The following is a 26,066-nucleotide window of genomic DNA, read 5'->3' as shown; positions in this document are numbered from 1 at the left end:
CGCCATACGGTCATGACGTTCCGTCTCGGGCCTGCCCGGATGACACGCCAGGGGCGCCGGTCCTGGACCGGCGCCCCTGGCGTGTGTGCGTGTGACCCTGCGCGGACGTCAGCCGACGACCGTCCAGGTGTCGTTCCCTGCGAGCAGCGCGCCCAGGTCACCCTTGCCGTTCTGCTCGATCGCGGCATCGAGCTGGTCGGCCATCTGCACGTCGTACACCGGTCGCTCGACGCTGCGGAACACACCGATCGGGGTGTGGTGCAGCGTGTCCGGATCGGCCAGCCGCGACAGCGCGAAAGCCGTGGTCGGGCTGGCGCTGTGCGCGTCGTGCACCAGGATCTGGGCCTCGTTGCCGGGGGTGACCGTGACGACCTTGAGGTCGCCGGTCGCCGGGTCCCGTACGACGCCCTTCTCGTGCCCGGTGCCGAAGCGGATGGGCTCCCCGTGCACGAGCCGGATCACGGCCTCCTCGGCCTGCTGCTTGTCCTTCAGGACATCGAAGGCGCCGTCGTTGAAGATGTTGCAGTTCTGGTAGATCTCGACCAGCGCCGTGCCCGGGTGGTCGGCGGCCGCGCGCAGCACCTCGGTGAGGTGCTTGCGGTCGGAGTCGACCGTGCGGGCCACGAAGGACGCCTCGGCCCCGATCGCCAGTGACACCGGGTTGAAGGGCGCGTCGAGCGAGCCCATCGGGGTCGACTTGGTGATCTTGCCGACTTCGGACGTGGGGCTGTACTGGCCCTTGGTCAGACCGTAGATCCGGTTGTTGAAGAGCAGGATCTTGAGGTTGACGTTCCGGCGCAGTGCGTGGATCAGGTGGTTGCCGCCGATGGACAGGGCGTCACCGTCACCGGTGACGACCCAGACGCTGAGGTCGCGCCGTGAGGAGGCGAGCCCGGTCGCGATGGCGGGCGCGCGGCCGTGGATGGAGTGCATCCCGTACGTGTTCATGTAGTACGGGAAGCGGGAGGAGCAGCCGATGCCCGAGACGAAGACGATGTTCTCCTTCGCGAGCCCGAGTTCGGGCATGAAGCCCTGCACCGCCGCGAGGATCGCGTAGTCACCGCAGCCGGGGCACCAGCGGACTTCCTGGTCCGACTTGAAGTCCTTCATGGACTGCTTGGCCTCGGCCTTCGGAACCAGCGACAGCAGAGTGGACGCTGTCTCAGTCATTGATGGCCTCCTTGAGAGCCGCGGCGAGCTGCTCGGCCTTGAACGGCATGCCGTTGACCTGGTTGTAGGAGTGCGCGTCGACCAGATATCTCGCGCGGATCAGACCGGCGAGCTGGCCGAGGTTCATCTCCGGCACCACTACCTTCTCGTAACGCGCCAGAGCGTCCCCCAGATTCCTCGGGAACGGGTTGAGGTGGCGCAGATGTGCCTGTGCGATCGGCAGCCCCGCGCCGCGCAGCCTGCGTACGGCCGCGGTGATGGGCCCGTACGTCGACCCCCAGCCGAGCACCAGGGTGCGGGCACCGTCCGGGTCGTCGACCTCCAGGTCCGGCACCTCGATGCCGTCGACCTTGGACTGCCGGATCCGGACCATGAAGTCGTGGTTGGCGGGGTCGTACGAGATGTTGCCCGTGCCGTCCTGCTTCTCGATACCGCCGATCCGGTGTTCGAGGCCCGGGGTGCCGGGGACGGCCCAGGGGCGCGCCAGTGTGCGCGGGTCGCGCTTGTACGGCCAGAAGACCTCGGTGCCGTCATCGGTGGTGTGGTTGGGTCCGGTGGCGAACTGGACCCGCAGATCGGGGAGTTCGTCCAGATCCGGGATCCGCCAGGGCTCGCTGCCGTTGGCCAGGTAGCCGTCCGACAGCAGGAAGACCGGGGTGCGGTACATCAGTGCGATACGGGCCGCCTCCAGCGCCGCGTCGAAGCAGTCCGCGGGGGTCTTCGGGGCCACGATCGGGACCGGCGCCTCGCCGTTGCGCCCGTACATCGCCTGGAGCAGGTCGGCCTGCTCGGTCTTGGTGGGCAGACCGGTGGACGGGCCGCCGCGCTGGATGTCCACGACCAGCAGCGGTAGCTCCAGTGACACGGCGAGTCCGATGGTCTCGGACTTCAGCGCCACACCGGGGCCCGAGGTCGTCGTCACGGCCAGCGAGCCGCCGAAGGCCGCGCCGAGCGCGGCGCCGATGCCCGCGATCTCGTCCTCGGCCTGGAAGGTCCGCACACCGAAGTTCTTGTGCCTGGAAAGCTCGTGCAGGATGTCCGATGCCGGGGTGATGGGGTACGAGCCCAGGTAGAGCGGCAGATCCGCCTGCTGAGACGCGGCGATCAGTCCGTAGGACAGCGCCAGGTTGCCCGAGATGTTGCGGTACGTGCCCGCCGGGAAGGCCTGGGTGGCCGGGGCGACCTCGTAGGAGACGGCGAAGTCCTCGGTGGTCTCGCCGAAGTTCCAGCCGGCCCGGAAGGCCGCGACATTCGCCTCGGCGATCTCGGGCTTCTTGGCGAATTTGCTGCGCAGGAACGTCTCGGTGCCCTCGGTGGGCCGGTGGTACATCCAGCTCAGCAGACCCAGCGCGAACATGTTCTTGGAGCGTTCGGCCTCCTTGCGGGAGAGACCGAACTCCTTGAGTGCCTCGATGGTGAGCGTCGTCAGCGGGACCGGGTGGACGTTGTACGCGTCGAGGGAGCCGTCCTCGAGCGGGCTGGTCTCGTAGCCGACCTTGGCCATGGCGCGCTTGGCGAACTCATCCGTGTTGACGATGATTTCGCCGCCGCGCGGCACATCACCGATGTTGGCCTTGAGTGCGGCCGGGTTCATCGCGACCAGGACGTTCGGGGCGTCGCCCGGGGTGAGGATGTCGTGGTCGGCGAAATGGAGCTGGAACGAGGAGACGCCCGGCAGGGTGCCGGCGGGTGCCCGGATCTCGGCCGGGAAGTTCGGGAGCGTGGACAGGTCATTGCCGAACGACGCCGTCTCCGACGTGAAGCGGTCACCTGTCAACTGCATACCGTCACCGGAGTCGCCCGCGAACCGGATGATCACACGGTCCAGGCGGCGGACCTCTTTGCTGCCGTTGTCGCTGTTGCTGCTGATGTTGCCGTTGCTCTCGCTGTCGCCCTTGCCGCCGGGGGATCTGCGCTGTCCCCCGACGACGGTCTCTCCGGCCGCGTCTGCCTCGTCTGCGTGCTCGGCTGGGCTACTGACCTGGCTGGTCACTGAACTGGACCTCCTTCGAGGCGGCTGGACCGCGGCCGGCTCACCGGTCGCTCCAAGGCCAACCCTACGACGGTAAGGGTGGCCTTCCCTGGACCGCTCATATGCTGGACGACTTTTTGAGACGACCTGATGTCCTGGTTTGCCATAGTGCTGCTCGCCCCCCGAATCCTTCCCTTCAGACGCTCCCGGTCGATGGTGCGGCTGCCCGCTGGGCGCCCGCTAGTTATCTGATAGGGTGTCAGATTCTCAGGAGTTGAGATAGGTCAGCACGGCCAGTACACGCCGGTGATCCCCGTCGCTGGGGGACAGCCCGAGCTTCTGGAAGATGTTGCTCACGTGCTTCTCCACGGCTCCGTCACTCACCACCAGCTGCCTGGCGATCGCCGAGTTCGTCCGCCCTTCGGCCATCAGCCCGAGGACCTCACGCTCCCGAGGGGTCAGCCCCGCCAGCACGTCCTGCTTGCGGCTGCGGCCCAGGAGCTGCGCCACGACCTCCGGGTCGAGCGCGGTGCCGCCCCCGGCCACCCGGACCACGGCGTCCACGAACTCCCGGACCTCGGCGACCCGGTCCTTGAGCAGATAGCCCACACCCCGGCTGTTTCCGGCCAGCAGCTCGGTGGCGTACTGCTCCTCGACGTACTGCGACAGCACCAGCACCCCGATCCCGGAATGTTCCCGGCGCAGCCGCACGGCCGCGCGGACCCCCTCGTCCGTGTGGGTCGGCGGCATCCGGACGTCCGCGACGACGACATCGGGCAGTGCGTCCTGCGCCGCGAGGTCGTCGATGGTCTTGAGCAGCGCGTCCGCGTCGGCGACGCCGGCGACCACCTCGTGTCCGCGGTCGGTGAGCAGCCGGGTCAGGCCCTCCCTCAGCAGCACGGAATCCTCGGCGATCACGATCCGCACTCTGTCCTCCACGACCTGCATCCCCCTGCTTCCCCCTGGCCGCGCAAATCGCGTGCCGCATGTATCGCGTGTGCCGCATTGCCGACGTGTTCCGGTGCCGGTGCGGCTCCCCCAGCATTCCAGGATCCGGTCCCGGGTGCCCATACCCGGCACAAACCCGCCCGGCGCGCCGCAGCGCGCCGGGCGGGTTGTGGGGTGCGTGGTCGTGTACGCACCGTGTCATGCACGCCAGGGCAGCTCCGCCGTGGCCACCGTGGGGCCGCCGGACGGCGAGTCCACGACGAGTACCCCGTCCACCGCGTCGAGTCGTTCGGCGAGCCCGGCCAGGCCCGTACCGCCGTGCATCGAGGCGCCGCCCTGCCCGTCGTCCCTGACCTGGAGCATCAACCGGTCCTGCGCCCGCCACACGTCCACGGAGGCCCGGGTCGCAAGCGCGTGCTTGCTCACGTTCTGGAGCAGCTCGCAGACGGTGAAGTAGGCGATGCGCTCGATCGCCGGGACCGGCCTGGCCGGCAGATCCACGGTGACCTGTACCGGCACGGTGCAGCGGGAGGCGACGGAGGACAGAGCGGCGTTCAGGCCGCGGTCGGTGAGGACGGCCGGGTGGATCCCGCGCGCGAGGTCGCGCAGCTCCTTCAACGCCGTCTTCACCTCACCGTGCGCCTCCTCCACCATGCGGGCCGCCGCGTCGGGGTCCTCCAGCAGCTTCTCCTTGGCGAGGCCGAGGTCCATGGCGAGGGCGACCAGGCGGGCCTGGGCGCCGTCGTGCAGGTCGCGTTCGATACGCCGCAGATCGGCGGCTGCCGTGTCCACGACCACGCCCCGGTCCGACTCAAGTTCCACCACGCGGCCCTCCAGTCGGGACGGTCCCAGCAGCCCCGTGATCAGCAGCCGGTCCACGGTGGTGAGCCCCCGTACGATCCACGGGGTCGCGAACAGCAGCAGCAGCCCCATCGCGGCGGTGGCGGCCAGCTCGACGGGCGAGTCGACGTAGTAGGCGTGCGTCTCGTCAGCGAAGACCTGAGCCCCGTCACGGCCGACGAACACCGGGAACGTCCAGTACCAGAGCGGATACGTGGCGCAGGTCCAGGCAGTGACCCACAGCGGCAGGGCGACGGCGAACGAGAACACCGCCCACGGCATGTGCACCAGCGCGTAGAGCAGATGCCGCCAGGACACCCCGCTCTTCAGCATCGCGCCCATCCACGCCATGGGCCCGCCCGAGCGCGGCCGGACCGGCGCGGGCTCGGCGATGTCGACGCCCAGCAGGGTGCGTGCCCGCAGCCGTTCGAGCACGCCGAAGCCACGGCACACGGCGAGCGAGGCGGCCAGCACGGGAATGCCGAGGAAGGTCACCACCAGTCCGGCACCGGCCGTGGCCAGGCTGAGGGCGAGGCTGAAGAAGACGATGCTCAGCGGCAGGCTCAGCAGGACGAAGCCGAATTCGCGCCAGGTGCCTGCCTCGAACGGCGCGCGCAGCGGTCGGGGGAAGCGGTGGGAGCGGGGCGCCCGGGCGCCCGGTTCCGTTCCGTAGGCCATGGCCATCGTCGTCGTCATCCGTCCTGTTCCGGCCTTTTCCGGCCTGTTCTGACCTACGTCGGCTGGCGTCGCCTGCTCCAGCCTGTCCTCCGGCGGGTTCCGGTGTGGCTCTGCTCCGGCGGAGGGTGCGGGTTCCATGCTGCCGAGCGTGACTGGGTGGAACCATGCGGCAGGTATCCGTCTCGCCCGGGGGTTTTCCCTACCGTGCGGCGTGCGTTGCCGCCCGGTCGCGCCACGGCAGCTCGGCCGAGACGACCGTGGGGCCACCGGGCGGGGAGTCCACGAGCAACAGTCCGTCCACCGCGCCCAGTCGTTCGGCGAGCCCGGCCAGGCCCGTACCGCCGTGCATCGAGGCGCCGCCCTGCCCGTCGTCCCTGACCTGGAGCGTCAACCGGTCGTCCCGGCGCCATACGTCCAGGGAGGCCCGGGTCGCCCGGGCGTGCTTGCTCACGTTCTGGAGCAGCTCGGAGACGGTGAAGTAGGCGATGCCCTCGATCGCGTCGGCTGGGCGCGCCGGCAGGTCCACGGTGACCTGTACCGGCACGGTGCAGCGGGAGGCGACGGAGGACAGGGCGGCGTTCAGGCCGCGGTCGGTGAGGACGGCCGGGTGGATCCCGCGCGCGAGGTCGCGCAGCTCCTGCAGGGCGAGCTTCACCTCACCGTGCGCCTCGTCGACCATTGCCGCCGCTGCGTCGGGGTCCTCCAGCAGCTTCTCCTTGGCGAGGCCTAGCCCCATGGCGAGGGCGACCAGGCGGGCCTGGGCGCCGTCGTGCAGGTCGCGTTCGATACGCCGCAGATCGGCGGCTGCCGTGTCCACGACCACGCCCCGGTCCGACTCCAGCTCGGCGATCCGTCGCTCCAGCTCGTCGGAGGGCGAGAGCAGCCCGCGTACCAGGGCACGGTCGGCGTTGGTCATGCCCCTGGCGATGTACGGCAGCACAGGCCACAGCACCAGGAGGCCCGTCAGTGCCACGGCGAAGCCGACGATGCCCCAGGGCAGCCGGATGACCGAGTACAGCACGGAGCGCCAGCCCACCGGGTCCTTCAGGCCCAGCCACAGCCGGGCGACGGGCCCCTCTCCGCGACGCCGCGGCATGGGGCTCGGCTCCTCCACCACGACGCCGAGCAGGGCCCGCGCCCGTGCCCGCTCGCCCCTGGCGATCAGCCGTGAACCGGCGAGACCGAGCACAAGCAGCGGCAGGCCGACGACCGTGACGGACAGCCCGGCTCCGACCGAGACCATGGACACCGTGTAGACGAAGCCGACGAGGGCCACGGGCAGGCCGGAGAGGAGATAGGCGATCTCCTTCCAGGTGTGCCGGTCATAGGCGAAGCGGGCGGGTGGGAGCGGCACGTCGCGCTTCGCACTGCCGGTGCCGGTGCCGGTGCTGCTTGCGCTGGTGCCGCTGTCGGTGCCTTTGGCTATGGCGGCACCTGACGCTGCGCCGCCGGGAGTGCTGGTCACGGTCATGAGCGCAAGCCTGCCGGGTGGGATTCGCCCACGCCATGGGGTATGTGGGCCGCCGGGAAGTAGGGATATCCCCCGTGTCGAGTCATTTCTTCGGGACCTCTGGGTGGCTGATCCCCGACCAAAGCGTGATACGGCTGCTTACCCTGCCCTTACTAGGGCCTAGACTCCCGTGCGAAAGGATCGTCGATCGCACCAGGTCGTCGTAACGATTCATCGAACGCAGGGGTAGGGAGCGAGGGACGGACGTGCCGGAACCCACCGAACCGACCGTACTCGCGGCCGACTACTTCCAGAGCTACTCGGTCGTCGGGCTGCTCGCCGTCATCGGAGTCCTCTTCGTCGCGGTGGCCTTCGGCGCGGGCCGGCTGCTGCGCCCCGTCGTCCCGACCCCCGAGAAGCTGCTCACCTACGAGTGCGGCGTCGACCCCGTGGGAGAGGGCTGGGCCCACACCCAGGTCCGCTACTACGTGTACGCCTTCCTGTACGTGATCTTCGCCGTCGACTCGATCTTCCTGTTCCCATGGGCCACGGTCTTCGCCGCGCCCGGATTCGGCGCGACGACGCTCGTGGAGATGTTCATCTTCCTCGGCTTCCTGGCCGTGGGACTGCTGTACGCATGGAAGAAGGGCGTCCTCGCATGGACGTGACCCCACAGACCCCCGAGCCCGTGCTGCTGCCGGAGCCGTCGGTGCGACCTGCCGAAGGCGGGGGGAAGCTGGGCGTGCTCTCCCGGCTCGCCCCCGAGCCGATGAAGGTGGTGCTGAACTGGGGTCGCCGATACAGCCTCTGGGTCTTCAACTTCGGGCTCGCCTGCTGCGCGATCGAGTTCATCGCCGCGTCGATGGCCCGGCATGACTTCATCCGCCTCGGCGTGATCCCCTTCGCGCCCGGTCCGCGCCAGGCCGACCTGATGATCGTGTCAGGCACCGTGACCGACAAGATGGCGCCCGCGGTGAAGCGGCTCTACGAGCAGATGCCCGAGCCCAAGTACGTCATCTCCTTCGGTGCCTGCTCGAACTGCGGCGGCCCCTACTGGGACTCGTACTCGGTGACCAAGGGCGTCGACCAGATCATTCCCGTCGATGTGTACGTGCCCGGCTGCCCGCCGCGGCCCGAGGCGCTGCTCCAGGGCATCCTCAAGCTCCAGGAGAAGATCGCCCGCGAGTCGCTGAGCGAGCGATACGGCTCCGGTCCGGGTCGGGCGTCCGTCGGCGAACTCCGCAGCGGTCTGGTCACCCCGCCGCCCGCCCCCGGTGCCGCCCCGGGAGCCGCCTCGTGAGCTCCTTCGAGACGGACATCGCCGAACGCTTCGGGCCTGAGGTCACCGCGGAAGCGGCGTATGACCTGCTGACCGTGGACGTGCCCGCCACCGGTTGGCTGGACGCGCTGCGCATCGCCCGCGACGAGCTCGGCTGCTCCTACTTCGACTGGCTGAGCGCCGTCGACGAGCCCGGCACCGGCTTCCGCGTCTGCGCGCATGTCGCCGCACTGGGGGCACCCGGCAAGGAGGAACACACGGTCCGCCGTCTGCTGCTCCGTACGACGGTGCCGCACGAGGCCCCCGTCCTGCCGACGGCCGTCGGTGTCTACGCGGGCGCGGCCTGGCACGAGCGCGAGACCCACGAGATGTTCGGCGTCGGCTTCACCGACCACCCGCACCTGGTGCCGCTGCTCCTTCCGGAGAACTTCGAGGGCCACCCGCTGCGCAAGGACTTCGTGCTCGCGGCTCGTGTGGCCAAGGCGTGGCCCGGCGCCAAGGAGCCGGGGGAGTCCGACCACGGAGGTCCGAAGCGGCGGCAGACCCTTCCGCCCGGCGTCCCGGATCCCAACGAGTGGGGCCCTCTCAAGGGCCAGCTCCCCCCTGCGCCTGCTCGCCCCGCCCGCACCCCGCGCGCCGCTGGCGAACGCCCGGTGCGGCGCACGCGCAGCGTGACGGAGGGCTCCGCCAGCCAGGCCCCCGAGGCCACGGAGGCACCGGCACCCGCACGCCGCGCGCGCAGCGCGGCCGAGGGCTCCGCGAGCCAGCAGCCTGAGACGCCCCGGCGTGCACGCGGCGAGAGCGAGGGCTCGGCCGCCCAGCCCGCTGAGGCCACGGCCACGCCGTCTGAGGGCACCCCGCCCCCCCCCGGCCCGGGCCCCCGCAGCACCGACGCCCCATGGCACCACGCCCGCCCTGCCTTCGACGACGCAACGCCCGAGACGGAAACCAAGGCCACCCCGGCACCGAAGGAAACCGCGCCCGAGGCGGAGGCCGAGGCCGCATCGGTACCGAGGGAAACCGCGCCCGAGGCGGAGGCCACACCGGCACCCGCCCCTGAGTCTGCGCCCGATGGCGATGGCGATGGCGATGGCGGTTCCGGTTCCGCGGCCGGGGCGGACCCTGACGCTCACCCGTCACCGACATCCCGCACGGCAGAAGGCTCCGGCGAAGGAACCGGTGCCGCGCGGGCAGACTCAGAAGGAGACGACTCCGCATGAACGACGCGCTCGACGTCGCCCTGCGGCTGATCGTCGTCTTCGCCGTGTTCCTGGTCCTGCCGCTGGTCATCGGGCAGACCGAGCACAAGGTAATGGCGCATATGCAGGGCCGCCTCGGTCCGATGTACGCGGGCGGTTTCCACGGCTGGGCCCAGCTTGTCGCGGACGGTGTGAAGTTCGCGCAGAAGGAGGACGTGGTCCCGGCCAACGCCGACCGCCGTATCTTCCAGCTCGCACCCGCCGTGGCGCTGCTTCCGTACCTCCTCGTCCTGGTCGCCATTCCGATCGGACCCAGCGAGGGCGCGGTCGGAGTGCTGATCGACGCAGGCATCTTCTTCGTGCTCGCCGTGATGGGTGTCGGTGTGCTCGGCTCGCTGATGGCGGGCTGGGCGTCGGCCAACAAGTTCTCCCTGCTCGGCGCGCTGCGCACGGCCGCACAGCTGCTCGCGTACGAGCTGCCGATGCTGCTCGCCGCCGCCTCCGTCGCGATGGCGGCGGGCACCGTTTCCCTCCCGGGCATCCTGAACGCCTTCGAGTGGTGGTGGCTGCCCTGGCAGATCGTGGGCGCCGTCGTCTTCTTCGTTGCCGGTCTCGCCGAGCTCCAGCGTCCTCCCTTCGACATGCCGGTCGCCGACTCCGAGATCATCTTCGGCGCGTACACGGAGTACACCGGGCTGCGTTTCGCGCTCTTCCTCCTGGCCGAGTACGCCGGCATCGTCGTCCTCTGCGGTCTCACCACCGTCCTGTTCCTCGGCGGCTGGCACGGCCCGTTCGGCGCCGACGGCCTCGGCTGGGTCTGGACCCTGCTCAAGACGGCGCTGCTCGCGTTCATCGTGATCTGGCTGCGGGTGACCTATCCGCGACTGCGCGAGGACCAGCTCCAACGGCTCGCCTGGACGACGCTCGTCCCGCTCGCCCTCGCCCAGATCGCCCTCACCGGCGTCGTGAAGGTGGTGATGCAGTAATGGCCATCCCCGGATCCGGCCTGGCGAAGGGCCTCGCGGTCACGCTCCGCACGATGACGCGCAAGTCCGTCACCGCGCAGTACCCGGAGGTCCAGCCCGAGCTCCCGCCCCGCACACGCGGTGTGATCGGCCTGTTCGAGGAGAACTGCACGGTCTGCATGCTCTGCGCCCGTGAGTGCCCCGACTGGTGCATCTACATCGACTCGCACAAGGAGACGGTCCCCGCGGCCACTCCCGGTGGCCGTGAGCGCAGCCGCAATGTCCTCGACCGCTTCGCGATCGACTTCTCGCTCTGTATGTACTGCGGTATCTGCATCGAGGTGTGTCCTTTCGACGCGCTGTTCTGGTCACCGGAGTTCGAGTACGCGGAGACCGACATCCGCGAACTCACCCATGAACGGGACAAGCTCCGCGAGTGGATGTGGACGGTCCCCGAGCCGCCCGCGCTCGACCCCGCGGCGGAGGAGCCCAAGGAACTCGCCGCGGCTCGCAAGGCCGCCGAGAAGCAGGAGGCCGAGCGGCTGGCCGCACAGCAGGCCGCCGCACAGCAGGCCGCCGCAGAGCAGGCGGGCGCCGAACAGGACGGCACAGGACCGGACACCCCGGCACAGCCCGACGCGACCCAGGAGGGAGAGTCGTGAGCCTGGCAGCCGAAGCACACGGCTTCCTCTCCCCGAACGGCGTCGAGATCGCCTTCGTCCTGGTGGGTATCGCCACGCTCGCCGCGGCCGTCATCTCGGTGACGACCAAGCAGCTGGTGCACGCCGCACTCTGGCTGGTGGTGGCGCTCGGCGGCCTCGCCGTCGAGTACCTGCTGCTGACCGCGGAGTTCATCGCCTGGGTGCAGGTGCTGATCTACGTCGGTTCCGTGGTCGTCCTCCTCCTCTTCGGTCTGATGCTCACCAGGGCGCCCATCGGTCGCTCCCCGGACGCCGACTCGGGCAACCGCCCGGCAGCCCTCGTCGTGGCCGTCGCCTCCGCGGCCGCCCTGGTCTGGGTGGTCGTGGACGCCTTCCGTATGACCTGGATCAATCTCGACGGGCCCAGCCAGGGCTCCACCCGGGTGTCCGGCGAGATCCTGTTCCGGCACTGGGTGCTGCCGTTCGAGGCGCTCTCCGTCCTGCTCCTGGCCGCCCTGGTGGGGGCGATCGTCCTGTCCCGCAAGTCCCCGGTGAGCGGGCCCCGGCCCGGTGCCGCCCCCGACCGCTCCGGTACGGGCACGGGAAGCGATGCGGCCCGAGAGGGGAAGAGCTGATGCATCTCGCCTACCCCGCAGTGCTCTCCGCCCTGCTCTTCTGCACCGGGCTGTACGGAGTGCTCGCGCGCCGCAACGCGATCCTGGTGCTGATGTCCGTCGAACTGATGCTCAACGCGGTCAACCTCAACCTGGTCGCCTTCGACGTCTGGCTGCGCGACGCCGTGCACGCCGGCCAGGCCTTGACGCTCTTCACCATCGCCATCGCCGCCGCGGAGATCGGCATCGGTCTGGCGATCGTCCTGATGGTCTACCGCAACCGCGGCACCTCGGACATCGACAAGCTCCGCGACACCGCCGAGGGCGCACAGAGCGCCGAGGAGGCGGCCGAGCCCGCCGGGGCAGAGAAGGCTGAGGCCACCGCGTGACCACGACGACCCTCGCCGTACTCGTTCCCCTCCTTCCCTTCATCGGCGCGGCCGCAGGCCTGCTCACCGGTCGCAAGGCGCCGGGCTTCGTGCGCCCGCTGGCCGTGCTGCCGACCCTGGCCGCCCTCGCGCTGGCGGTGTTGGTCGCGGTGCGCCAGGGCGGCGGCACGCCGATCACCGCCTCCACCGAACTCACCCCGACCGGCTCGGTCCCCATCGATCTCGCCGTCTACCTGGACGGCTTCGCGGTCCTGGTCGCCGTCCTCGTCGGGCTCGTCGCCTCGTGTGTGCAGATCTATTCGACGGCGTATCTGCGCGACGACCCCCGCTACCCCTCGTACGCGGCACTCGTGTCGCTGTTCACCTCCGCGATGCTGCTGGTCGTCTACTCCGGCGACCTGATGGTGCTCCTGGTCGGCTGGGAGATCATGGGCATCTGCTCCTACTTCCTGGTGGGCCACTACTGGGAGACGCCGGAGGCGCGCGCAGCCTCCCTGAAGGCCTTCCTGGTCACCAAGCTCGGTGACGTCCCCTTCCTCTTCGGTCTGTTCGCCCTGGCCGTCGACGCCGGAACGTTCAACATCAAGGGCGTGCTCGGGGCCGTCGCAGCGGGCGCGATCGACCACCCCACGCTCGTCGCACTGCTGCTGCTCGCCGGTGTCGCGGGCAAGTCCGCGCAGTTCCCGCTGCACACCTGGCTCCCCGACGCCATGGCCGGCCCCACTCCGGTCTCCGCCCTGATCCACGCCGCGACGATGGTCGCCGCGGGTGTCTACTTCATCGCCCGTCTGCTGCCCGTGTTCGCCGAGTCCGCCGCCGCTCTCGTCGTACTCGCCGTGATGGCCGCCATCACGATGGTCGGCTCCGCGCTCGCCGCCCTCGCCCAGGACGACATCAAGCGGGTTCTCGCCTACTCGACCATTGGCCAGCTCGGATACATGTCAGGTGCGCTGGCCGTCGGTGACCGTGGGGCTGCCGTCTTTCACCTCCTGTCGCACGGCGCCTTCAAGGCGCTGCTGTTCCTCGCCGCCGGAGTGATCATCCACGCCGCCGGAACGAACTCACTCGCCGCCATGTCCAGGATGAGCCGCCTGACCAAGCGGATCCCCGACGCGTACTGGACGATGACGATCGCCCTGCTCGCGCTGGTGGCGATTCCGCCCTTCGCCGGCTTCTTCTCCAAGGAAGCCGTGCTCGTGGCCGCCGAACACACCGCGCTCGGCGAATCGCATTTCGCTCCTTCCAGTGCCGGCTGGACCGTCCTGGTCGCGGGACTGCTCACCGCCCTCCTCACTGCCGCATACGCCACCCGCCTGTGGCTGCTGGCCTTCCGTGGCCACGGCGCACCGGCTCCGGACCATGGCAGGCAGCCTCTCGCCATGAACGCCGTGCTCTGGGTGCTCGCCATCCCGTCACTCGGCTTCGGTCTGAGCGCCGCGTTCATCGACGACTGGTTCGACGGACGGCCGCTCACCCCGACCCTCACCACCGGAGTGCTCGGTACAGGTGTCGCCCTGGTCGGCGCCCTGGTCACCTACGGCACCTGGCGTCACACCACGGCCATGGCGGCCCGGGCCGCTGCGGCCACCTCCCTGAAGCAGCCGCAGGTGGTCGCCCACCCGGAGGCGGAGCCCGGGCTCGTCGAGGCCGAAGCCCTGCACCTGCCGCACCCCACGGCCGACCCCGCCGACCCCGCACGGCTGCTCCTCGGCCCGCTGCACCGCCCCGCGGCTGCCGGCTTCCACCTGGACGCCGTCTACCGCACCCTCTTCGTCCGCCCCGTCCTGGCCGCCGCCGAGCTGGTGCGCTTCCTGGACCGCGAGGTCGTCGAGACCTACGTGCGTGGTGCGGGCACCGGCACCAACTGGCTGGGCTGGCTCGTCCGCCGTGCCCAGACCGGCAATGTGCAGACCTACCTCAGCGCCCTGCTGGCCGGCTCCGTCGTCCTGGCGATCGCCGCCGTACTCGTCGCCGCCGGAGTGTGAGCCGTGATCGATATCAGCGAATCCGTGATGCAGTTCCTTCTCGCGTTCATCGTCGTCGGGCCGCTCATCGGCGCCGCGGCAGCGCTGCTGCCGGCCCCGCCCGGACTGAAGGGGAAGTCGCACGAGCAGGCCGTGCTCCGGCACGGGGTGACCGTGACCGGTGTCATCCTCGCCGCCGCCATCGCCCTCACGCTCGGCTTCGACCACGACCAGCCGTCGAAGATGCAGGCCACGACGGACATCAGCTGGATCCCGGCACTCGATGTACGGATCCATCTCGGCATCGACGGCATTTCGCTTCCCCTCCTCGTCCTGACCGCGCTGCTGGCCTTCCTCTGCGCGCTGTACAGCTATTACAAGATGCCCGCAGGGCCGTCCCCGAAGGCGTTCGTCGCTCTGCTGCTCGTCCTCGAGTCCGGCACCCTCGCCACCTTCGCCGTGCTCGACCTGCTGCTCTTCTTCCTCGCCTTCGAGACGGTGCTCGTCCCCATGTACTTCCTCATCGCCCGCTGGGGCGGCGAGGGCCGCCGGGCCGCGGCCTGGAAGTTCATCCTCTACACACTGCTCGGTTCGGTCGTCATGCTGCTCGGCCTGCTCCTCGTCGGAGTCAAAGCCGGCACGTTCGACATGGTGGCACTCGCCGCTGACAACGGCCGCGGACTGAGCACATCCGTGCAGCTCATCGCGGTTTTCGCAATTGGTGTCGGCCTTGCCGTGAAGACCCCGATGTGGCCGCTGCACAGCTGGCTCCCGGACGCCCACACCGCCGCCCCGACCGTCGGCTCCGTCCTGCTCGCCGGTGTCCTGCTGAAGATGGGCACGTACGGCTTCGTCCGTATCGTCCTGCCGGTCGCGCCCGACGGGATGCAGGTCTTCGCCCCCTATCTCGCCGCCTTCGCCGTCGCCGGGATCATCTACGGTTCGCTGGCCTGTCTCGCCCTCGCCAGGCCCGGCAGCAAGGGCGACCTCAAGCGGCTGATCGCGTACTCCTCCGTCGGCCACATGGGCTTCGTCCTCCTCGGCATCGCCACCATGACCCCCACCGGCGTCAACGGCGCGCTGTTCGCCAACATCGCCCACGGACTCATCACCGGCCTGCTCTTCTTCCTGGTCGGCGCGGTCAAGGACCGCTACGGCACCGCTGACCTCGACGCCCTGGCCGGAGCCACCGGCGCCGCACTGTACGGTCGGGCGCCCCGCCTCGGCGGACTGCTCGCCTTCGCCGCCGTCGCCTCCCTCGGCCTGCCGGGGCTCGCCGGATTCTGGGGCGAGATGCTGGCCCTCTTCGCCGCCTTCGACCCCGCCGACGGCCTCAGCCGCCCGGCCTTCCTCACCTTCATGGTGATCGGCGGTCTCGGCACCCTCCTCACCGCCGCGTATCTCCTCGTCGTCGTCCGGCGCGTCTGCACGGGCGGTACCAGGCCTGGGGGCGAGGTGCGGCTCGCCGACGTCCAGGGCTACGAGTTCGCAGCCTGGACCCCGCTCGTCGCCCTCACCGTCATCGCCGGACTCTGGCCCGCGATCCTCCTCGGCCTCACCGACCCGGCCGTGCAGAAACTCCTTGCAGGAGGAAAGGCATGACCTCCCTGGCCGCCACCCACGCGCTCGCCATGCCCGCCGGACCGGCCGCGTCCGCCGGGCCCGCCGCTTCCGTCGTCCAGTCGGTCGACTGGCTCGCCATCGCGCCGCCCACCATCGCCGCCGTGGTCGGGCTGATCATCCTGGTCGCCGACCTCTTCGTACCCGAAGCGAAGAAGGCGTACCTGGGCTACGGGGCCATCGCCGGTCTCGCAGTCGCCGTGCTGTCCCTGGCCCCGCTGCGCAAGGGCGACCGCTCCACCTTCTGCCTCACCACCGCCCCGGACGCGTGCAGCTACACCGCGGACCGCTTCGCCCTGGCCATCCAGTTCCTGGTGCTCGGCGGAGCGCTGCTCACGGCGCTGCTCTCGGTCACCGAGACCAAGGAGCGGCTGCCCGCGGGCGAGTACTGGTTCCTGCTGCTGTCGTCTGCCGCGGGCGCCGCCCTGCTGCCCGCCTCACGTGACCTGGCCACCCTGGTCGTGGCGCTCGAAGTGGCCTCGCTGCCGGCGTTCGCGCTCGTGGGCATGCGGCGCGGCGACCGGATGTCGAGCGAGGCGGCGCTGAAGTTCTTCCTCTCGTCGGTGACCGCCACCGCCGTGATGCTGCTGGGTGTGAGCTTCGTCTACGCGACCACCGGCAGTCTGCACCTCACGCAGATCGCCGGCCGCCTCGACGACGTCCCCGGCCAGCTGGAAACCCTGGCGCAGGCGGGCGTCGCCCTCACGCTCGTGGGCTTCGCCTTCAAGACGGCCGCCGTGCCCTTCCACTTCTGGGTGCCAGACACCTATGTGGGCGCGCCGCTGCCCGTGGCCGCATATCTCTCGGTGGTCGGCAAGGCAGTCGGCTTCTCGGGGCTCGTCCTGGTGACCGTCATCGCCTTCCCCGCGTACGCGGACATCTGGGGCCCCGCCCTGGCGGTGTTCGCGGCGCTGACCATGACCGTGGGCAACGTGGCGGCCGTACGCCAGTCCGTCACGCGCTCCTGGAGCGCGGTCCGGCTGCTCGCCTGGTCCTCGGTGGCGCAGGCCGGCTACATCCTTGTGCCGATCGCGGCAGCCGCGTACTCCAGCGATGACCAGATCGGCTCCACCGTCGCGTACGCGCTGATGTACGCGATCATCAACCTCGGCGCTTTCGCCGTGGTCGCGCTGGTCGCCCGTACCAGCCCGCGCAACCGGATCGCCGACTACCGCGGCCTGTACGCCACCCGGCCGGTGACCGCTCTCGCGATGGGCTTCTTCCTGCTCTGCCTGGCGGGGCTGCCGCCCGGTGTCATCGGTCTGTTCGCCAAGGTCACGGTGTTCTCGGCGGCCGTGGACGCCGGACTCGGCTGGCTCGCGGTGATCATGGCCGTGAACGTGGTGATCGCGCTCTACTACTACCTTCAGTGGACCGCGCTGTTGTTCCGCGCCCCGGTGGGCGCCGAGACCGGCTCCCCGGGTGATGCCGTGGCCGCCTCTCCGGTACGGCACAGGGCCCCGGCACTGGTCATGGCCACGATCGCCGTCTCGGCGGTGGCGGGCGTCCTGCTGTCCGGCTGGCCCCAGCTGGTGCTGCGCTTCGCCGCGACCAATCTCTTCTGAGCGTCGGATAGGCGGATGGACGGGGTAGGCGAGGCGGACGGGTAGCCGGGGTTCGACAAGCAAGGCCCCCACCCGGCACGGTGTCCAGACACAGGGACACCGCACAGAGCAAGGGAGAGCCGGCAGTGCTGAGCGGATTCAAGGACTTCATCCTCCGCGGGAACGTGATCTCGGTGGCCATCGGCCTGGCCGTCGGAGCGGCCTTCACGGCGGTCGTCACCGGCTTCAGCAACGCCTTCATCATTCCGCTGATCGGAGTCGCCACCAAGGGCACCGGGGACTTCAGCAAGGCGGTCTTCGAAGTCGAGGGCGTGAAGTTCCCGTACGGGCTGTTCATCAGCGCCATGATGGCCTTCCTGATCACGGCCGCGGTGCTCTACTTCTGCGTCGTCGTCCCGATGATGAAGGTGCAGAACCGCTTCACGAAGGAAGAGCCGGTCAGTATCAAGGCGGCCGTGCGCGACTGCCCCCACTGCTACAGCGAGATCCCGGCGATCGCGAGCCGCTGCGCGCACTGCACCAGTGAGGTCGAGCCGGTCCCCGAGGCCCTGGCGAAGGCCGGACTGCTGCCCGCCCAGCGCTGACCCCCGCCCCGGCCGGGGTGTCACCCGAACGGCGCAGCCCGCTGCCCGTTGCGGCAGGGGAACCCGAGGCTCTCGCCTGGCGTTGACCAGTACGGGAGGGTCCACTGGAGAGCGGACCATGACCAGCAGAGGGTTCCCCTGCCGCACCACATGGAGGGCGTACCGTGCACCGCCGGCACAACGGGCTGAGGACCGCCGTTCTCCTCGGGGGCCTGTCCGCCCTCATCATCGTCATCGGCAGCTTCTTCGGCCGTACGGGCCTGATCGTCGCTCTTCTGGTGGCGATCGGGACGAACGCATACGCGTACTGGAACAGCGACAAGCTGGCGCTGCGTGCCATGCGTGCCCGCCCGGTGAGCGAGTTCGAGGCGCCCGCGCTGTACCGGATGGTCAGGGAGCTCTCCACCCAGGCCCGCCAGCCGATGCCCCGGCTGTACATCTCGCCCACGCAAGCCCCCAACGCCTTCGCCACCGGCCGCAATCCGCGAAACGCCGCGGTGTGCGTCACCGAGGGCATCCTCCAGATACTGGACGAGCGCGAGCTGCGCGGTGTCATCGGCCATGAGCTGAGCCATGTCTACAACCGGGACATCCTCATCTCGTCCGTCGCCGGAGCACTCGCCTCCGTGATCCTGTTCCTTGTCAACTTCGCCTGGCTGATCCCGATCGGGCGCTCCGACGACGACGACGGGCCGGGCATCCTGGGCCTCATCCTGATCATGATCCTGGGGCCGGTCGCCGCCTCCGTGATCCAGCTGGCCATCAGCCGTTCCCGCGAGTACGAAGCCGATGCCTCCGGCGCGCGGCTCACCGGCGATCCACTCGCCCTGGCCAGCGCCCTGCGCAAACTCGAAGCGGGTACCAAGCAGTTGCCCCTGCCGCCCGAGCCGAAGATCGAGACCGCGAGTCATATGATGATCGCTAATCCCTTCCGTCCAGGTCAGGGGCTGTCGAAGATGTTCTCCACGCACCCGCCGATGGCGGAACGTATCGCCCGGCTCGAGCAGATGGCAGGTCGCCGATCATGAAGACCGTCCTGAACGTCATTTGGCTCATCCTGTGCGGCTTCTGGATGTTCCTCGGCTATCTCCTCGCCGGTGTGCTGCTCTGCATCACGATCATCGGGATTCCGTTCGGCCTGGCGGCTTTCCGCATCGGCGTGTACGCGCTCTGGCCGTTCGGCTACACAGTCGTGGAACGGCATGACGCGGGCGCGCCGTCCTGTGTCGGCAATGTGCTCTGGCTGGTCCTGGCCGGCTGGTGGCTGACGCTCGGCCATATCGTCACGGGCATCGCGCTCTGCCTGACGATCATCGGTATCCCCCTCGGCATCGCCAACTTCAAGCTGATCCCGGTGTCGCTGCTGCCGCTCGGCAAGGAGATCGTGCCGACGGACCAGCCGTTCGCGACCAGGTGACGCCGGGGCGGTGCAGGCCGGAGCCGTGAGGCCCGAGGCGGCGCTCGCCTGGCGGCTGGCCGACGAGGGCGATGGCGTGGTCATCGCCGAAGGGCCTTAGCCGGGGGCCTGTTCCGTGACCGGCCCGCCCCCGTGCGGGAGCGCTGGGCGTCCTCGGGCGCATTCCGGAGGGCGAACTGGTCGGCACCGTGGGGGAGCTGCGGGGGCAGGGCTCGGCTCTGCCGTCGCCCGACGGCACACCGGGCGACGAGGACCGGCCAGACGTAGGCGCCGACGGTCAGTGCCATCGCCGCGCAGGACGCGGTCTTGGCGACGACAAAGCTCCAGCCCGCCAGATACCCCCAGAACGGGCCGAGTCTCTCGCGGCCGTACACGTATGTCCCGCCCGACACTGGATAGCGGGCCGCTAGCCTGGCCGACGCCATGGCATCGCAGTACGCCACGAACCCGGCCAGCCCCAGCCCGATGAGCAGCAAGGTCCCGGAGCCGGCCGCGACGGCAGCCGGTGCCATGGCCACGAATACCCCGGCCCCGACCATGGAGCCCAGCCCGACGATCACGGCGTCGGACACACCCAGCGACCGCTTCAGCTCCTGTGCCATAGGCGCACCCTGCTAACGGTGCAACCACGCCCGGCCCCACGGGCGTCTGCACAGATGAGGACCCGTACAACGCGCACACGACACCCGTGTGCGGAGAGGCAGGCCACGGTATGAGCATCATCAGCTGGATCGTCCTGGGGCTGCTTGCCGGCATCGTCGCCAAGGTCCTGCTGCCCGGGCGCGACCCCGGGGGCTTCATAGGCACGACCCTCATCGGCGTCGCGGGCGCCTTCGTGGGCGGTTGGATATCGGCCCGCTGGCTGGACCGGCCCATCACCAAGGACTTCTATGACGGCGCCACGTGGGTCTCCGCCATCGGCGGCGCGCTTGTCCTGCTGATCGCCTACCGGATCCTGTTCGGCCACTCGCGTTCGCGCTAGCTCTGGGACAAGGGCTCGGACAGGGTGCCCGGGTGGCTGTTCAGCTGTCGAGCCCCGTCTCGCGCAGGGTGATGTTCAGCCGGCCGGTCAGGCCCAGAGAAGGGTCGGCCGTACCCGGATGGACCTTGGGCACGCCGTGGTAAGCGAAACGGGATGCCCCGCCGAAGACGAACAGGTCGCCGGATACCAGTTCCACATCCGTGTAGGGCCTGCCGCGGTTGTCCGTGTTGCCGAAGCGGAAGACGCAGGTGTCGCCGATGCTCAGGGACACCACCGGTGCACCGGAGCGCTCGTCCTTGTCCTGGTGCATGCCCATTCTCGCGTCACCGGCATAGAAATTGATCAGCGCGGTGTCCGGGGCGTACGGCTCCCCGGTCGGCTCCCCGTAGGCTTCGGCCAGTGCCTCACGGCCCAACGCCACCAGCCAGTCGGGGAACTCGGCGACCGGCGCGCCGTTCACATCGTCAGCCGTGCGGGTGTAGCGGTAGGGCCGCCAGTGCCAGCCCAGGCACACTGTCCGCACGGACATCACCCCGCCGCGCGGCAGCCTGGTGTGCCGGAATGGCACGGGCCCCCGGCCCCAGTCGCGACACGCCTCGACAAGCTCCTGCTGCCGGGCCGCCGACAACCACCCGGGCACATGCACGGCCCCGGGGGCCACTTCGGCCCGCGCTCTCGGGAACAGCCCGGCGGTCATGGGACGAGTGCGCCTTCCAGCCCGAGCAGCCGCTCCTTGCGCTCGAGACCGCCCGCGTAGCCGCGCAAGGCGCCGTCGGCGCCGATCACCCGGTGGCATGGCCGCACGACCAGCAGCGGATTCCGCCCGATCGCCGTACCCACCGCCCGCACACCCGCACCCGAGGCACCCACCTGCTCCGCGATCTGCCCGTAGGTGACGGTCCGCCCGTACGGAATGTCCTCCAGCGCCCTCCAGACCCGCCGCTGGAAAACAGTCCCCGAACCGCCGCCGGCCGCCACGGCGTATTCGATGGTGAAGCTCCGCAGCTCCCCGGCGAAGTACGCCCGCAGCTGCCGGGCGATTTCCCCGAACGCCTCCGGCGCCCGCTGCCAGCCGTCCCGTACGACCGTCGCGCCCTTCTGCCCCGGCAGGGAGAGCGACAGCAGAGCTGTCCCGCCCGGGGAAGTGGCAGACGCCTCGCCGGCCAGCAGCAGCTCACCCAGGGGGCTGTCGACTTCCGTGTACACGGTCATGGCCGTCTCCGTCCTCTCCTCGTACCGTCTCGCGACTTCCGAGTCTGGTCCTGCGGACGGGGCCGGTCTGGCAGGAATCGGACATCACGTGCGTCAGAAGGAGCACAACGAGGGCAGCGGCCGGGGCCGGCCCCGGTGGTACGCCCCCGTCGTGCCCCCGTTGCGTCCCGTGAGGTCAGGCGCTTGATCAGCGGTAGTTCACGAACTGGAGCGCGAAGTCGAAGTCCTGGCCCTTCAGGAGCGCGATCACGGCCTGGAGGTCGTCCCGGCTCTTGGAGCTGACGCGCAGCTCTTCGCCCTGCACCTGAGCCTTGATGCCCTTCGGGCCCTCATCGCGGATGACCTTCGCGACCTTCTTGGCGTTCTCCTGGGAGATGCCCTCCTCGATCGAGGCGAAGATCTTGTACTCCTTGCCGGACAGCTGCGGCTCGCCCGCGTCCAGGGCCTTCAGCGAGATACCCCGCTTGATCAGCTTGGTCTGGAAGACGTCGAGGATGGCCGTCACCCGCTCCTCGGAGTTGGCCTGCATCAGGATCTTCTCGCCGGACCAGGAGATCGACGCCCCGACGTTCTTGAAGTCGTAGCGCTGTGAGATCTCCTTGGCGGCCTGGTTGAGGGCGTTGTCGACCTCCTGCCGCTCGACCTTCGAGACGATGTCGAAACTGGAGTCGGCCATGTGCTGTGGCTCCTTGATATCGGGGGCGAAACGGTGCGTGTACGGACGGCCGGGCTCCGCCGGACCGCTGCGGCAAGCCTAGTCACCCGGCCCTGTCGAGGCGCTGATCAATCCGGTGGCGAAGCACCCTCGCACATCAGGTATTGTTTACGTCGTTGCCACGGAGCACCGCCTGAGAGCGGCCACTCTGGCGACAATCCCATGGCGGTGTGCCCGAGTGGCCAATGGGAGCGGACTGTAAATCCGTCGGCTTAGCCTACCCAGGTTCGAATCCTGGCGCCGCCACGCGATGAGAACGGCCCCTGATCAGCGGAAACGCCAGATCAGGGGCCGTTTTGCCGTGCCCGCGCTCAGAGCATGCCTGTCTCGACACGCCTTACTGGATTCCTCCCGCTGCCAGCCTCTCCGGACGACACGTGGACGAGATTTCAGCGGGGGTGCCTGCGTAGACGGGCCGATGGGCGGTTCAGGGGGTGGACGTGCCCGTGCGGCGCTGATTGAGGCGAGCGGGGATCTTGGCGTCGACCGCGTCGTCGCCACCCTGCGGGTCGCAGATCGCGGCCGCGTCGTCCGTCTCCATCAGTCGTTGGACTGCCTTGTCCTACTGACGCGGTTAGATCGCGTTGAGCCGCGCTTGTTGAAGACCTGTGGGCTCACGTCGTCCCGGACGAGCCTCCCGTGGCTCTTCGGCGGAAGCGCCGTTCGGACTCGTCTCTCGCCCGGGCGGCCTGGGCCGAGCGCCAGCGCTCAACTCTCGTACAGCAACTGTCAGAAGGCGAGCCGCATCCTCGCGGCTGTCTCGTACGCACTGGCTCGTGCTGACGAGGTGGGGGATGGGCTGGTCGACATCGCACAGGGCCGTACATCGATCCACCTCGCTGAGATGGCGTACTTTCCGAAGGGGGCCGCGCGTTCGTGGCGCTGGGGTCCGGAGATGCTTTCGCCCTCGAAGAGGCCGGACCGCCTTCCGGCATGGTCGTCGCGTCAGCCACGGTTATGAGCCGGTGCGACAGCCCAGGACTCGGACCAGGATATTTCCCAGGCGCTCGATCTACTGCGGGGCCCCCGTACGGCGAGCCCGCCTGTCCGACGGGTCGATCGCCGCCCCCCCCGCACTCGACAGACCGTCACCCGGATGGCGCAACAAGACGTGCGCACATAGGTGAAGATGAGCTGATTGGTACCCAAATCGAGGCAATCCGTGAAAGGGGAGGGAAACGCACCGTCAGGTGATCTTGACCGTGCTTCCGTCGGGGAGCGAGCACACGTTGCCGGCGTACGGGTTGCTCTTAACCGTTCCGCCCTGCGCTGTGCATTCCTCGGCCGTGATGGTCGGCAACGCCACTGCTTGGGCGGCGGTAGCGCCAATAGCACTCACGCCGGCGAGAGTTGCTGTGGCAAGAGTGAGGCCGATCAGGCGTCGTATGGACATGGGTCACTCCACTCCGGTGCCCCCGGTTCCGGTCCCCTCTTTAGGGCGACCAGTTCCTGAAGCCAGGGGCGCCCTATAACCCAGCATGGGCGCCGACCCGCGGACCCGCGAGTCCGATCCGCGGATGGCCTGTGGCTTCGTGGGGCGGAACTCTGCAGCTGTCGTTTCTGAGGCCTGCGAGCAAGATCCGGAAGACCGGCCGACGGCCGCGCGGCCTGATGGCGTTACGCGCTTTCCTCGCAGGTCAACGGGAGTGCCGAGGCCTGAGCGGCAGAGGACTGGAAATCCGTCGGCTCAGCCCACCGAGGTTCGCATCCTGGTGCCGCCACGCGACGAGGACCCCTCTGAGCAGCGAAAATGCTGCTCAGAGGGGTTTCTTCGTCAGATGACGACTCGGGCACCCTCGTGCCGGAAATATCTGAGTTGCCTCGCTTCATTCCGGGGGGTATCCCGGTGCTGATCAGCCTGCGTCCCCCCACCTGTCCCCCCAGGGGGCGACCCCTCAGGGGCGTTCCGCTGGCTGACAAGGCGTACTCCTCCCGCGCCATCCGCATGGCCCCGGTTCCGGCTGACCAGCGCACTCACCGTCTGCGTCGAGGGAGCCGGGGAGGCAGGCCACCCGCCTTCGACGGTCGCTCCCACTGTGGCGATCCCCGAGTCGCCCATGTCGTAGCCGGCGTGCGGTTCCGACGTCTCAACGATCGGACACCAATCCGGTCGTGATGTGAGTGGCAGCCCCCAAGGCGCAGCAGAAGCGCGGTGACGGCCATGACGGCGAGTGCCCAGGTGCGGACTGGTGGCGCAGGGCGGGTGGGCTGACGTAGGTGCCCGGTCCCGGGTCTGACGGTGGTTCAGGCCACGGGGGGTCTGGCGATGCTCCGGCAGCGGGTTACCGGGCCAGGAGGGTGAAGCCGTAGCCGTAGTCGTACTGGATTTTCGGGTCGGTGGGGGCCGTCACCTCGCGGGTGGTCGCGGTCCCGGCGACCGTGCCGTCCTTCTTCGTGCCGACCGACCACAGATTCGACCGGCCGATGCCGTACACGAGGAGGGCGATCTCCGGTTGCCTGTCCGCGTTCAGGTCCGTGATCTTGAGCTCATGGCCGAAGCGGAGAACGGCCTTCTTGGGGACGGCGGGCAGGCCGCTCGCCTTGGCGCCGTAGAACGCCGCGCCGGTGGCGACCACGCCCTTGGGCGAGCCCTTCAGGACGTACACGCCGCCGCCGCTCCTGGGTGCGCAGCCGTCGTCGCAGGCGGGGTAGTTCTCGCCGGGGGCACCCACGACGAGGTCGGGGTAACCATCGCGGTTCAGGTCGCCCACGCCGAGATTGGCGCCGAACTGATCCATCTCCTTCGGGGTGCCGGGCACGCCCGGTGTGTCCTCGGTGAACACCTTCACCCGGCGGCGGGTGTCCACACCCTTCGCCGAGCCGAAGGAGATGTGTACGCGGCCGGCGGTCTGCTCGGTCTCCCAGTCGGCGGCGCGGTCGCCGACCGCGATATCGCCGTAGCCGTCCTTGTCGAAGTCCGCGATGACGGGCTTGCTCCCCGACCGCAGCACCGTCGGCGTCGCCTTCAGCCCGGCCGAACCGCCGAGCAGCACGCGGCCTGGGGTGGAGGCGTACTCGTTGCTGTTGCCGTTGAACGCGACGAGGTCATCCGCCGCGTCCTTGTTGATGCGGCCCGCGGCCAGGCGCTTGTTGTCCCAGAAGCCGTAGCTGACCTTGAAGCCCGGATCCACAGACGTGACGGAGGCCGGCTTGCCGGTGGCGCTGAACGGTCCGCGGAAGAGGTCGAGGCGACCCCCGTGACCGATGACGAGGTCGGTCCTGCGGTCCCCGTTGAAGTCGCCGGCCACGAGCACGGAGCCGAAGTTGCCGCGCTGCTGGGGGGCGTTGTCGGCGACGGACACGCCGCCCTTGAGGCCGCTCGGGCCGCCCCACAGGAGGGTGACCGTCCCCTGGTCGTCGTCGTCGGCCGCGGTGTCCTGCCAGGAGGCGGCGACCGCCAGGTCGGCGTACCCGTCGCCGTTGAAGTCGCCGTTGGCGAGCACGTCGCCGAAGCCGTTGCTCAGTTGGGCCCTGTGCGGGACGCCCGGGCTGTCCTGGGTGATGATCTTCAGCCCGGTGCGCTGCGCGCCGTACTTCGAGCCGTACGAGACGGTGACGTACCCGGCACCCCAGCCCGCGTTCTCCTTCTCGGCGGTGCCGGGCACGATCAGGTTCGCACGAGGCTCGCTCATGGCCAGGTCGTGGTAGCCGTCGCCGTTGAAGTCGTCCGGGTAGCGCGTGGCGGCCGGCCCCTTGGCCTTGGTCGTCCCGACCGCCTGGGCCGTCATCCTGTCCGTGGTCTTGCTCGCCGTCCGGGTGGAGCCGGACTCGGCTGCGGTGGCGGACGACGCCAGCAGGCCGCCGCCGAGCATGCCGGCCGCGGCAGCCACCACGACGGCATGGCGGATGTGTCTGTGCATGG

At 69.6% G+C, this 26,066-nt stretch carries 24 protein-coding genes, 1 tRNA gene and 2 pseudogenes; 16 read left to right on the top strand and 11 right to left on the bottom strand.

Annotated elements, in window-relative coordinates; translation table 11 throughout:
- Positions 1 to 108: 108 nt before the first annotated feature.
- The 5 genes from ABZ532_RS17215 to ABZ532_RS17195 form a co-directional block, all read right to left on the bottom strand.
- Positions 109 to 1,170 (bottom strand): 2-oxoacid:ferredoxin oxidoreductase subunit beta, encoded by a 1,062-nt coding sequence (locus ABZ532_RS17215; RefSeq protein WP_361283451.1) that lies wholly within the window; start codon positions 1,168 to 1,170, stop codon positions 109 to 111.
- Positions 1,163 to 3,163, bottom strand: a complete 2,001-nt coding sequence (locus ABZ532_RS17210) for a 2-oxoacid:acceptor oxidoreductase subunit alpha (RefSeq protein WP_361283449.1) — start codon at positions 3,161 to 3,163, stop codon at positions 1,163 to 1,165. The genes ABZ532_RS17215 and ABZ532_RS17210 overlap by 8 nt, the downstream gene beginning before the upstream one ends.
- Before the next feature lie 246 nt (positions 3,164 to 3,409).
- A complete protein-coding gene (locus ABZ532_RS17205) occupies positions 3,410 to 4,090 on the bottom strand; it encodes a response regulator transcription factor (RefSeq protein WP_361283447.1) in 681 nt (226 codons plus the stop codon).
- Positions 4,091 to 4,288: 198 nt separating this feature from the next.
- Positions 4,289 to 5,614, bottom strand: a complete 1,326-nt coding sequence (locus ABZ532_RS17200; protein ID WP_361283695.1) for a sensor domain-containing protein — start codon at positions 5,612 to 5,614, stop codon at positions 4,289 to 4,291.
- Between the two features lie 193 nt (positions 5,615 to 5,807).
- Positions 5,808 to 7,079 (bottom strand): sensor domain-containing protein, encoded by a 1,272-nt coding sequence (locus ABZ532_RS17195; protein WP_361283445.1) that lies wholly within the window; start codon positions 7,077 to 7,079, stop codon positions 5,808 to 5,810.
- 245 nt (positions 7,080 to 7,324) lie between these two features.
- On the opposite strand from ABZ532_RS17195, the gene ABZ532_RS17190 reads away from it, so the two are divergent.
- The 13 genes from ABZ532_RS17190 (at position 7,325) to ABZ532_RS17130 (ending at position 19,295) form a co-directional block, all read left to right on the top strand.
- Positions 7,325 to 7,726, top strand: coding sequence for an NADH-quinone oxidoreductase subunit A (locus ABZ532_RS17190; RefSeq protein ID WP_361283443.1), 402 nt, complete (start codon positions 7,325 to 7,327; stop codon positions 7,724 to 7,726).
- Entirely contained in the window at positions 7,717 to 8,358 is a 642-nt protein-coding gene (locus tag ABZ532_RS17185) for an NADH-quinone oxidoreductase subunit B family protein (RefSeq protein WP_361283441.1), read from the top strand. The genes ABZ532_RS17190 and ABZ532_RS17185 overlap by 10 nt, the downstream gene beginning before the upstream one ends.
- On the top strand, positions 8,355 to 9,557 hold the full coding sequence (locus ABZ532_RS17180) for an NADH-quinone oxidoreductase subunit C (protein ID WP_361283439.1): 1,203 nt from the start codon (positions 8,355 to 8,357) through the stop codon (positions 9,555 to 9,557). Before ABZ532_RS17185 ends, ABZ532_RS17180 begins: the two co-directional genes overlap by 4 nt.
- Positions 9,554 to 10,522 carry a complex I subunit 1 family protein gene (locus ABZ532_RS17175; RefSeq protein WP_361283437.1) on the top strand — a complete coding sequence of 323 codons (969 nt, stop codon included), beginning with the start codon at positions 9,554 to 9,556 and terminating at the stop codon, positions 10,520 to 10,522. Before ABZ532_RS17180 ends, ABZ532_RS17175 begins: the two co-directional genes overlap by 4 nt.
- Positions 10,522 to 11,163 (top strand): NADH-quinone oxidoreductase subunit I, encoded by a 642-nt coding sequence (locus ABZ532_RS17170; RefSeq protein ID WP_361283435.1) that lies wholly within the window; start codon positions 10,522 to 10,524, stop codon positions 11,161 to 11,163. Before ABZ532_RS17175 ends, ABZ532_RS17170 begins: the two co-directional genes overlap by 1 nt.
- A complete protein-coding gene (locus tag ABZ532_RS17165; RefSeq protein ID WP_361283433.1) occupies positions 11,160 to 11,777 on the top strand; it encodes an NADH-quinone oxidoreductase subunit J in 618 nt (205 codons plus the stop codon). The genes ABZ532_RS17170 and ABZ532_RS17165 overlap by 4 nt, the downstream gene beginning before the upstream one ends.
- Entirely contained in the window at positions 11,777 to 12,145 is a 369-nt protein-coding gene (nuoK, locus tag ABZ532_RS17160) for an NADH-quinone oxidoreductase subunit NuoK (RefSeq protein WP_361283431.1), read from the top strand. The genes ABZ532_RS17165 and nuoK overlap by 1 nt, the downstream gene beginning before the upstream one ends.
- Positions 12,142 to 14,130 carry an NADH-quinone oxidoreductase subunit L gene (locus ABZ532_RS17155; RefSeq protein WP_361283429.1) on the top strand — a complete coding sequence of 663 codons (1,989 nt, stop codon included), beginning with the start codon at positions 12,142 to 12,144 and terminating at the stop codon, positions 14,128 to 14,130. The genes nuoK and ABZ532_RS17155 overlap by 4 nt, the downstream gene beginning before the upstream one ends.
- 27 nt (positions 14,131 to 14,157) lie before the next feature.
- Complete coding sequence (locus ABZ532_RS17150; RefSeq protein WP_361283692.1) at positions 14,158 to 15,711, top strand: NADH-quinone oxidoreductase subunit M; 1,554 nt, start codon at positions 14,158 to 14,160, stop codon at positions 15,709 to 15,711.
- 29 nt (positions 15,712 to 15,740) lie between these two features.
- Positions 15,741 to 17,294 carry an NADH-quinone oxidoreductase subunit N gene (locus ABZ532_RS17145; protein WP_361283689.1) on the top strand — a complete coding sequence of 518 codons (1,554 nt, stop codon included), beginning with the start codon at positions 15,741 to 15,743 and terminating at the stop codon, positions 17,292 to 17,294.
- 125 nt (positions 17,295 to 17,419) lie between these two features.
- Complete coding sequence (locus ABZ532_RS17140; protein ID WP_361283427.1) at positions 17,420 to 17,878, top strand: MscL family protein; 459 nt, start codon at positions 17,420 to 17,422, stop codon at positions 17,876 to 17,878.
- Positions 17,879 to 18,042: 164 nt separating this feature from the next.
- Positions 18,043 to 18,906 (top strand): zinc metalloprotease HtpX, encoded by an 864-nt coding sequence (htpX, locus tag ABZ532_RS17135; protein WP_361283425.1) that lies wholly within the window; start codon positions 18,043 to 18,045, stop codon positions 18,904 to 18,906.
- A complete protein-coding gene (locus ABZ532_RS17130; protein ID WP_361283423.1) occupies positions 18,903 to 19,295 on the top strand; it encodes a YccF domain-containing protein in 393 nt (130 codons plus the stop codon). Before htpX ends, ABZ532_RS17130 begins: the two co-directional genes overlap by 4 nt.
- 254 nt (positions 19,296 to 19,549) lie before the next feature.
- Here ABZ532_RS17130 and ABZ532_RS17125 read toward each other — a convergent pair.
- A pseudogene (locus ABZ532_RS17125) lies at positions 19,550 to 19,897 on the bottom strand (amino acid permease); the annotation flags it as partial.
- A gap of 110 nt (positions 19,898 to 20,007) precedes the next feature.
- On the opposite strand from ABZ532_RS17125, the gene ABZ532_RS17120 reads away from it, so the two are divergent.
- On the top strand, positions 20,008 to 20,277 hold the full coding sequence (locus tag ABZ532_RS17120) for a GlsB/YeaQ/YmgE family stress response membrane protein (protein WP_361283422.1): 270 nt from the start codon (positions 20,008 to 20,010) through the stop codon (positions 20,275 to 20,277).
- Positions 20,278 to 20,317: 40 nt separating this feature from the next.
- On the opposite strand, the gene ABZ532_RS17115 is transcribed toward ABZ532_RS17120, so the two are convergent.
- From ABZ532_RS17115 to ABZ532_RS17105, 3 genes are all read right to left on the bottom strand, one after another.
- On the bottom strand, positions 20,318 to 20,974 hold the full coding sequence (locus ABZ532_RS17115) for an alpha-ketoglutarate-dependent dioxygenase AlkB (protein ID WP_361283420.1): 657 nt from the start codon (positions 20,972 to 20,974) through the stop codon (positions 20,318 to 20,320).
- Positions 20,971 to 21,489 (bottom strand): methylated-DNA--[protein]-cysteine S-methyltransferase, encoded by a 519-nt coding sequence (locus tag ABZ532_RS17110; protein ID WP_361283418.1) that lies wholly within the window; start codon positions 21,487 to 21,489, stop codon positions 20,971 to 20,973. Before ABZ532_RS17110 ends, ABZ532_RS17115 begins: the two co-directional genes overlap by 4 nt.
- Before the next feature lie 187 nt (positions 21,490 to 21,676).
- Positions 21,677 to 22,165, bottom strand: coding sequence for a YajQ family cyclic di-GMP-binding protein (locus tag ABZ532_RS17105; protein ID WP_361283416.1), 489 nt, complete (start codon positions 22,163 to 22,165; stop codon positions 21,677 to 21,679).
- A gap of 203 nt (positions 22,166 to 22,368) precedes the next feature.
- On the opposite strand from ABZ532_RS17105, the gene ABZ532_RS17100 reads away from it, so the two are divergent.
- Positions 22,369 to 22,450, top strand: a tRNA-Tyr gene (locus ABZ532_RS17100).
- Between the two features lie 940 nt (positions 22,451 to 23,390).
- On the opposite strand, the gene ABZ532_RS17095 is transcribed toward ABZ532_RS17100, so the two are convergent.
- The gene (locus ABZ532_RS17095; RefSeq protein ID WP_361283414.1) at positions 23,391 to 23,597 is read right to left on the bottom strand and encodes a hypothetical protein; all 207 of its coding nucleotides are present in this window, start codon (positions 23,595 to 23,597) and stop codon (positions 23,391 to 23,393) included.
- Positions 23,598 to 24,113: 516 nt separating this feature from the next.
- On the opposite strand from ABZ532_RS17095, the pseudogene ABZ532_RS17090 reads away from it, so the two are divergent.
- A pseudogene (locus tag ABZ532_RS17090) lies at positions 24,114 to 24,227 on the top strand (IS5/IS1182 family transposase); the annotation flags it as partial.
- Positions 24,228 to 24,486: 259 nt separating this feature from the next.
- Here ABZ532_RS17090 and ABZ532_RS17085 read toward each other — a convergent pair.
- Positions 24,487 to 26,064, bottom strand: coding sequence for an FG-GAP and VCBS repeat-containing protein (locus tag ABZ532_RS17085; RefSeq protein ID WP_361283412.1), 1,578 nt, complete (start codon positions 26,062 to 26,064; stop codon positions 24,487 to 24,489).
- Positions 26,065 to 26,066: the final 2 nt, after the last annotated feature.

The organism is Streptomyces sp. NPDC019396, assembly GCF_040632375.1.
GTDB lineage: Bacteria > Actinomycetota > Actinomycetes > Streptomycetales > Streptomycetaceae > Streptomyces.
Note: the sequence above shows the minus strand (reverse complement) of the source record. Positions and strands in the feature narration are given on the sequence as shown.

What these genes read in the sequence shown, in the direction of transcription:
- ABZ532_RS17130 (WP_361283423.1), top strand. Translation starts at nt 18,903, where the DNA reads ATGAAGACCGTCCTGAACGTCATTTGGCTCATCCTGTGCGGCTTCTGG.
- ABZ532_RS17095 (WP_361283414.1), bottom strand. Translation starts at nt 23,597, where the DNA reads ATGTCCATACGACGCCTGATCGGCCTCACTCTTGCCACAGCAACTCTC.
- ABZ532_RS17145 (WP_361283689.1), top strand. Translation starts at nt 15,741, where the DNA reads ATGCCCGCCGGACCGGCCGCGTCCGCCGGGCCCGCCGCTTCCGTCGTC.
- ABZ532_RS17115 (WP_361283420.1), bottom strand. Translation starts at nt 20,974, where the DNA reads ATGACCGCCGGGCTGTTCCCGAGAGCGCGGGCCGAAGTGGCCCCCGGG.
- ABZ532_RS17215 (WP_361283451.1), bottom strand. Translation starts at nt 1,170, where the DNA reads ATGACTGAGACAGCGTCCACTCTGCTGTCGCTGGTTCCGAAGGCCGAG.
- ABZ532_RS17205 (WP_361283447.1), bottom strand. Translation starts at nt 4,090, where the DNA reads ATGCAGGTCGTGGAGGACAGAGTGCGGATCGTGATCGCCGAGGATTCC.
- ABZ532_RS17085 (WP_361283412.1), bottom strand. Translation starts at nt 26,064, where the DNA reads ATGCACAGACACATCCGCCATGCCGTCGTGGTGGCTGCCGCGGCCGGC.
- ABZ532_RS17150 (WP_361283692.1), top strand. Translation starts at nt 14,158, where the DNA reads ATGCAGTTCCTTCTCGCGTTCATCGTCGTCGGGCCGCTCATCGGCGCC.
- ABZ532_RS17110 (WP_361283418.1), bottom strand. Translation starts at nt 21,489, where the DNA reads ATGACCGTGTACACGGAAGTCGACAGCCCCCTGGGTGAGCTGCTGCTG.
- ABZ532_RS17185 (WP_361283441.1), top strand. Translation starts at nt 7,717, where the DNA reads ATGGACGTGACCCCACAGACCCCCGAGCCCGTGCTGCTGCCGGAGCCG.
- ABZ532_RS17200 (WP_361283695.1), bottom strand. Translation starts at nt 5,614, where the DNA reads ATGGCCATGGCCTACGGAACGGAACCGGGCGCCCGGGCGCCCCGCTCC.
- ABZ532_RS17120 (WP_361283422.1), top strand. Translation starts at nt 20,008, where the DNA reads ATGAGCATCATCAGCTGGATCGTCCTGGGGCTGCTTGCCGGCATCGTC.
- ABZ532_RS17105 (WP_361283416.1), bottom strand. Translation starts at nt 22,165, where the DNA reads ATGGCCGACTCCAGTTTCGACATCGTCTCGAAGGTCGAGCGGCAGGAG.
- ABZ532_RS17175 (WP_361283437.1), top strand. Translation starts at nt 9,554, where the DNA reads ATGAACGACGCGCTCGACGTCGCCCTGCGGCTGATCGTCGTCTTCGCC.
- ABZ532_RS17195 (WP_361283445.1), bottom strand. Translation starts at nt 7,079, where the DNA reads ATGACCGTGACCAGCACTCCCGGCGGCGCAGCGTCAGGTGCCGCCATA.
- nuoK (WP_361283431.1), top strand. Translation starts at nt 11,777, where the DNA reads ATGCATCTCGCCTACCCCGCAGTGCTCTCCGCCCTGCTCTTCTGCACC.
- ABZ532_RS17170 (WP_361283435.1), top strand. Translation starts at nt 10,522, where the DNA reads ATGGCCATCCCCGGATCCGGCCTGGCGAAGGGCCTCGCGGTCACGCTC.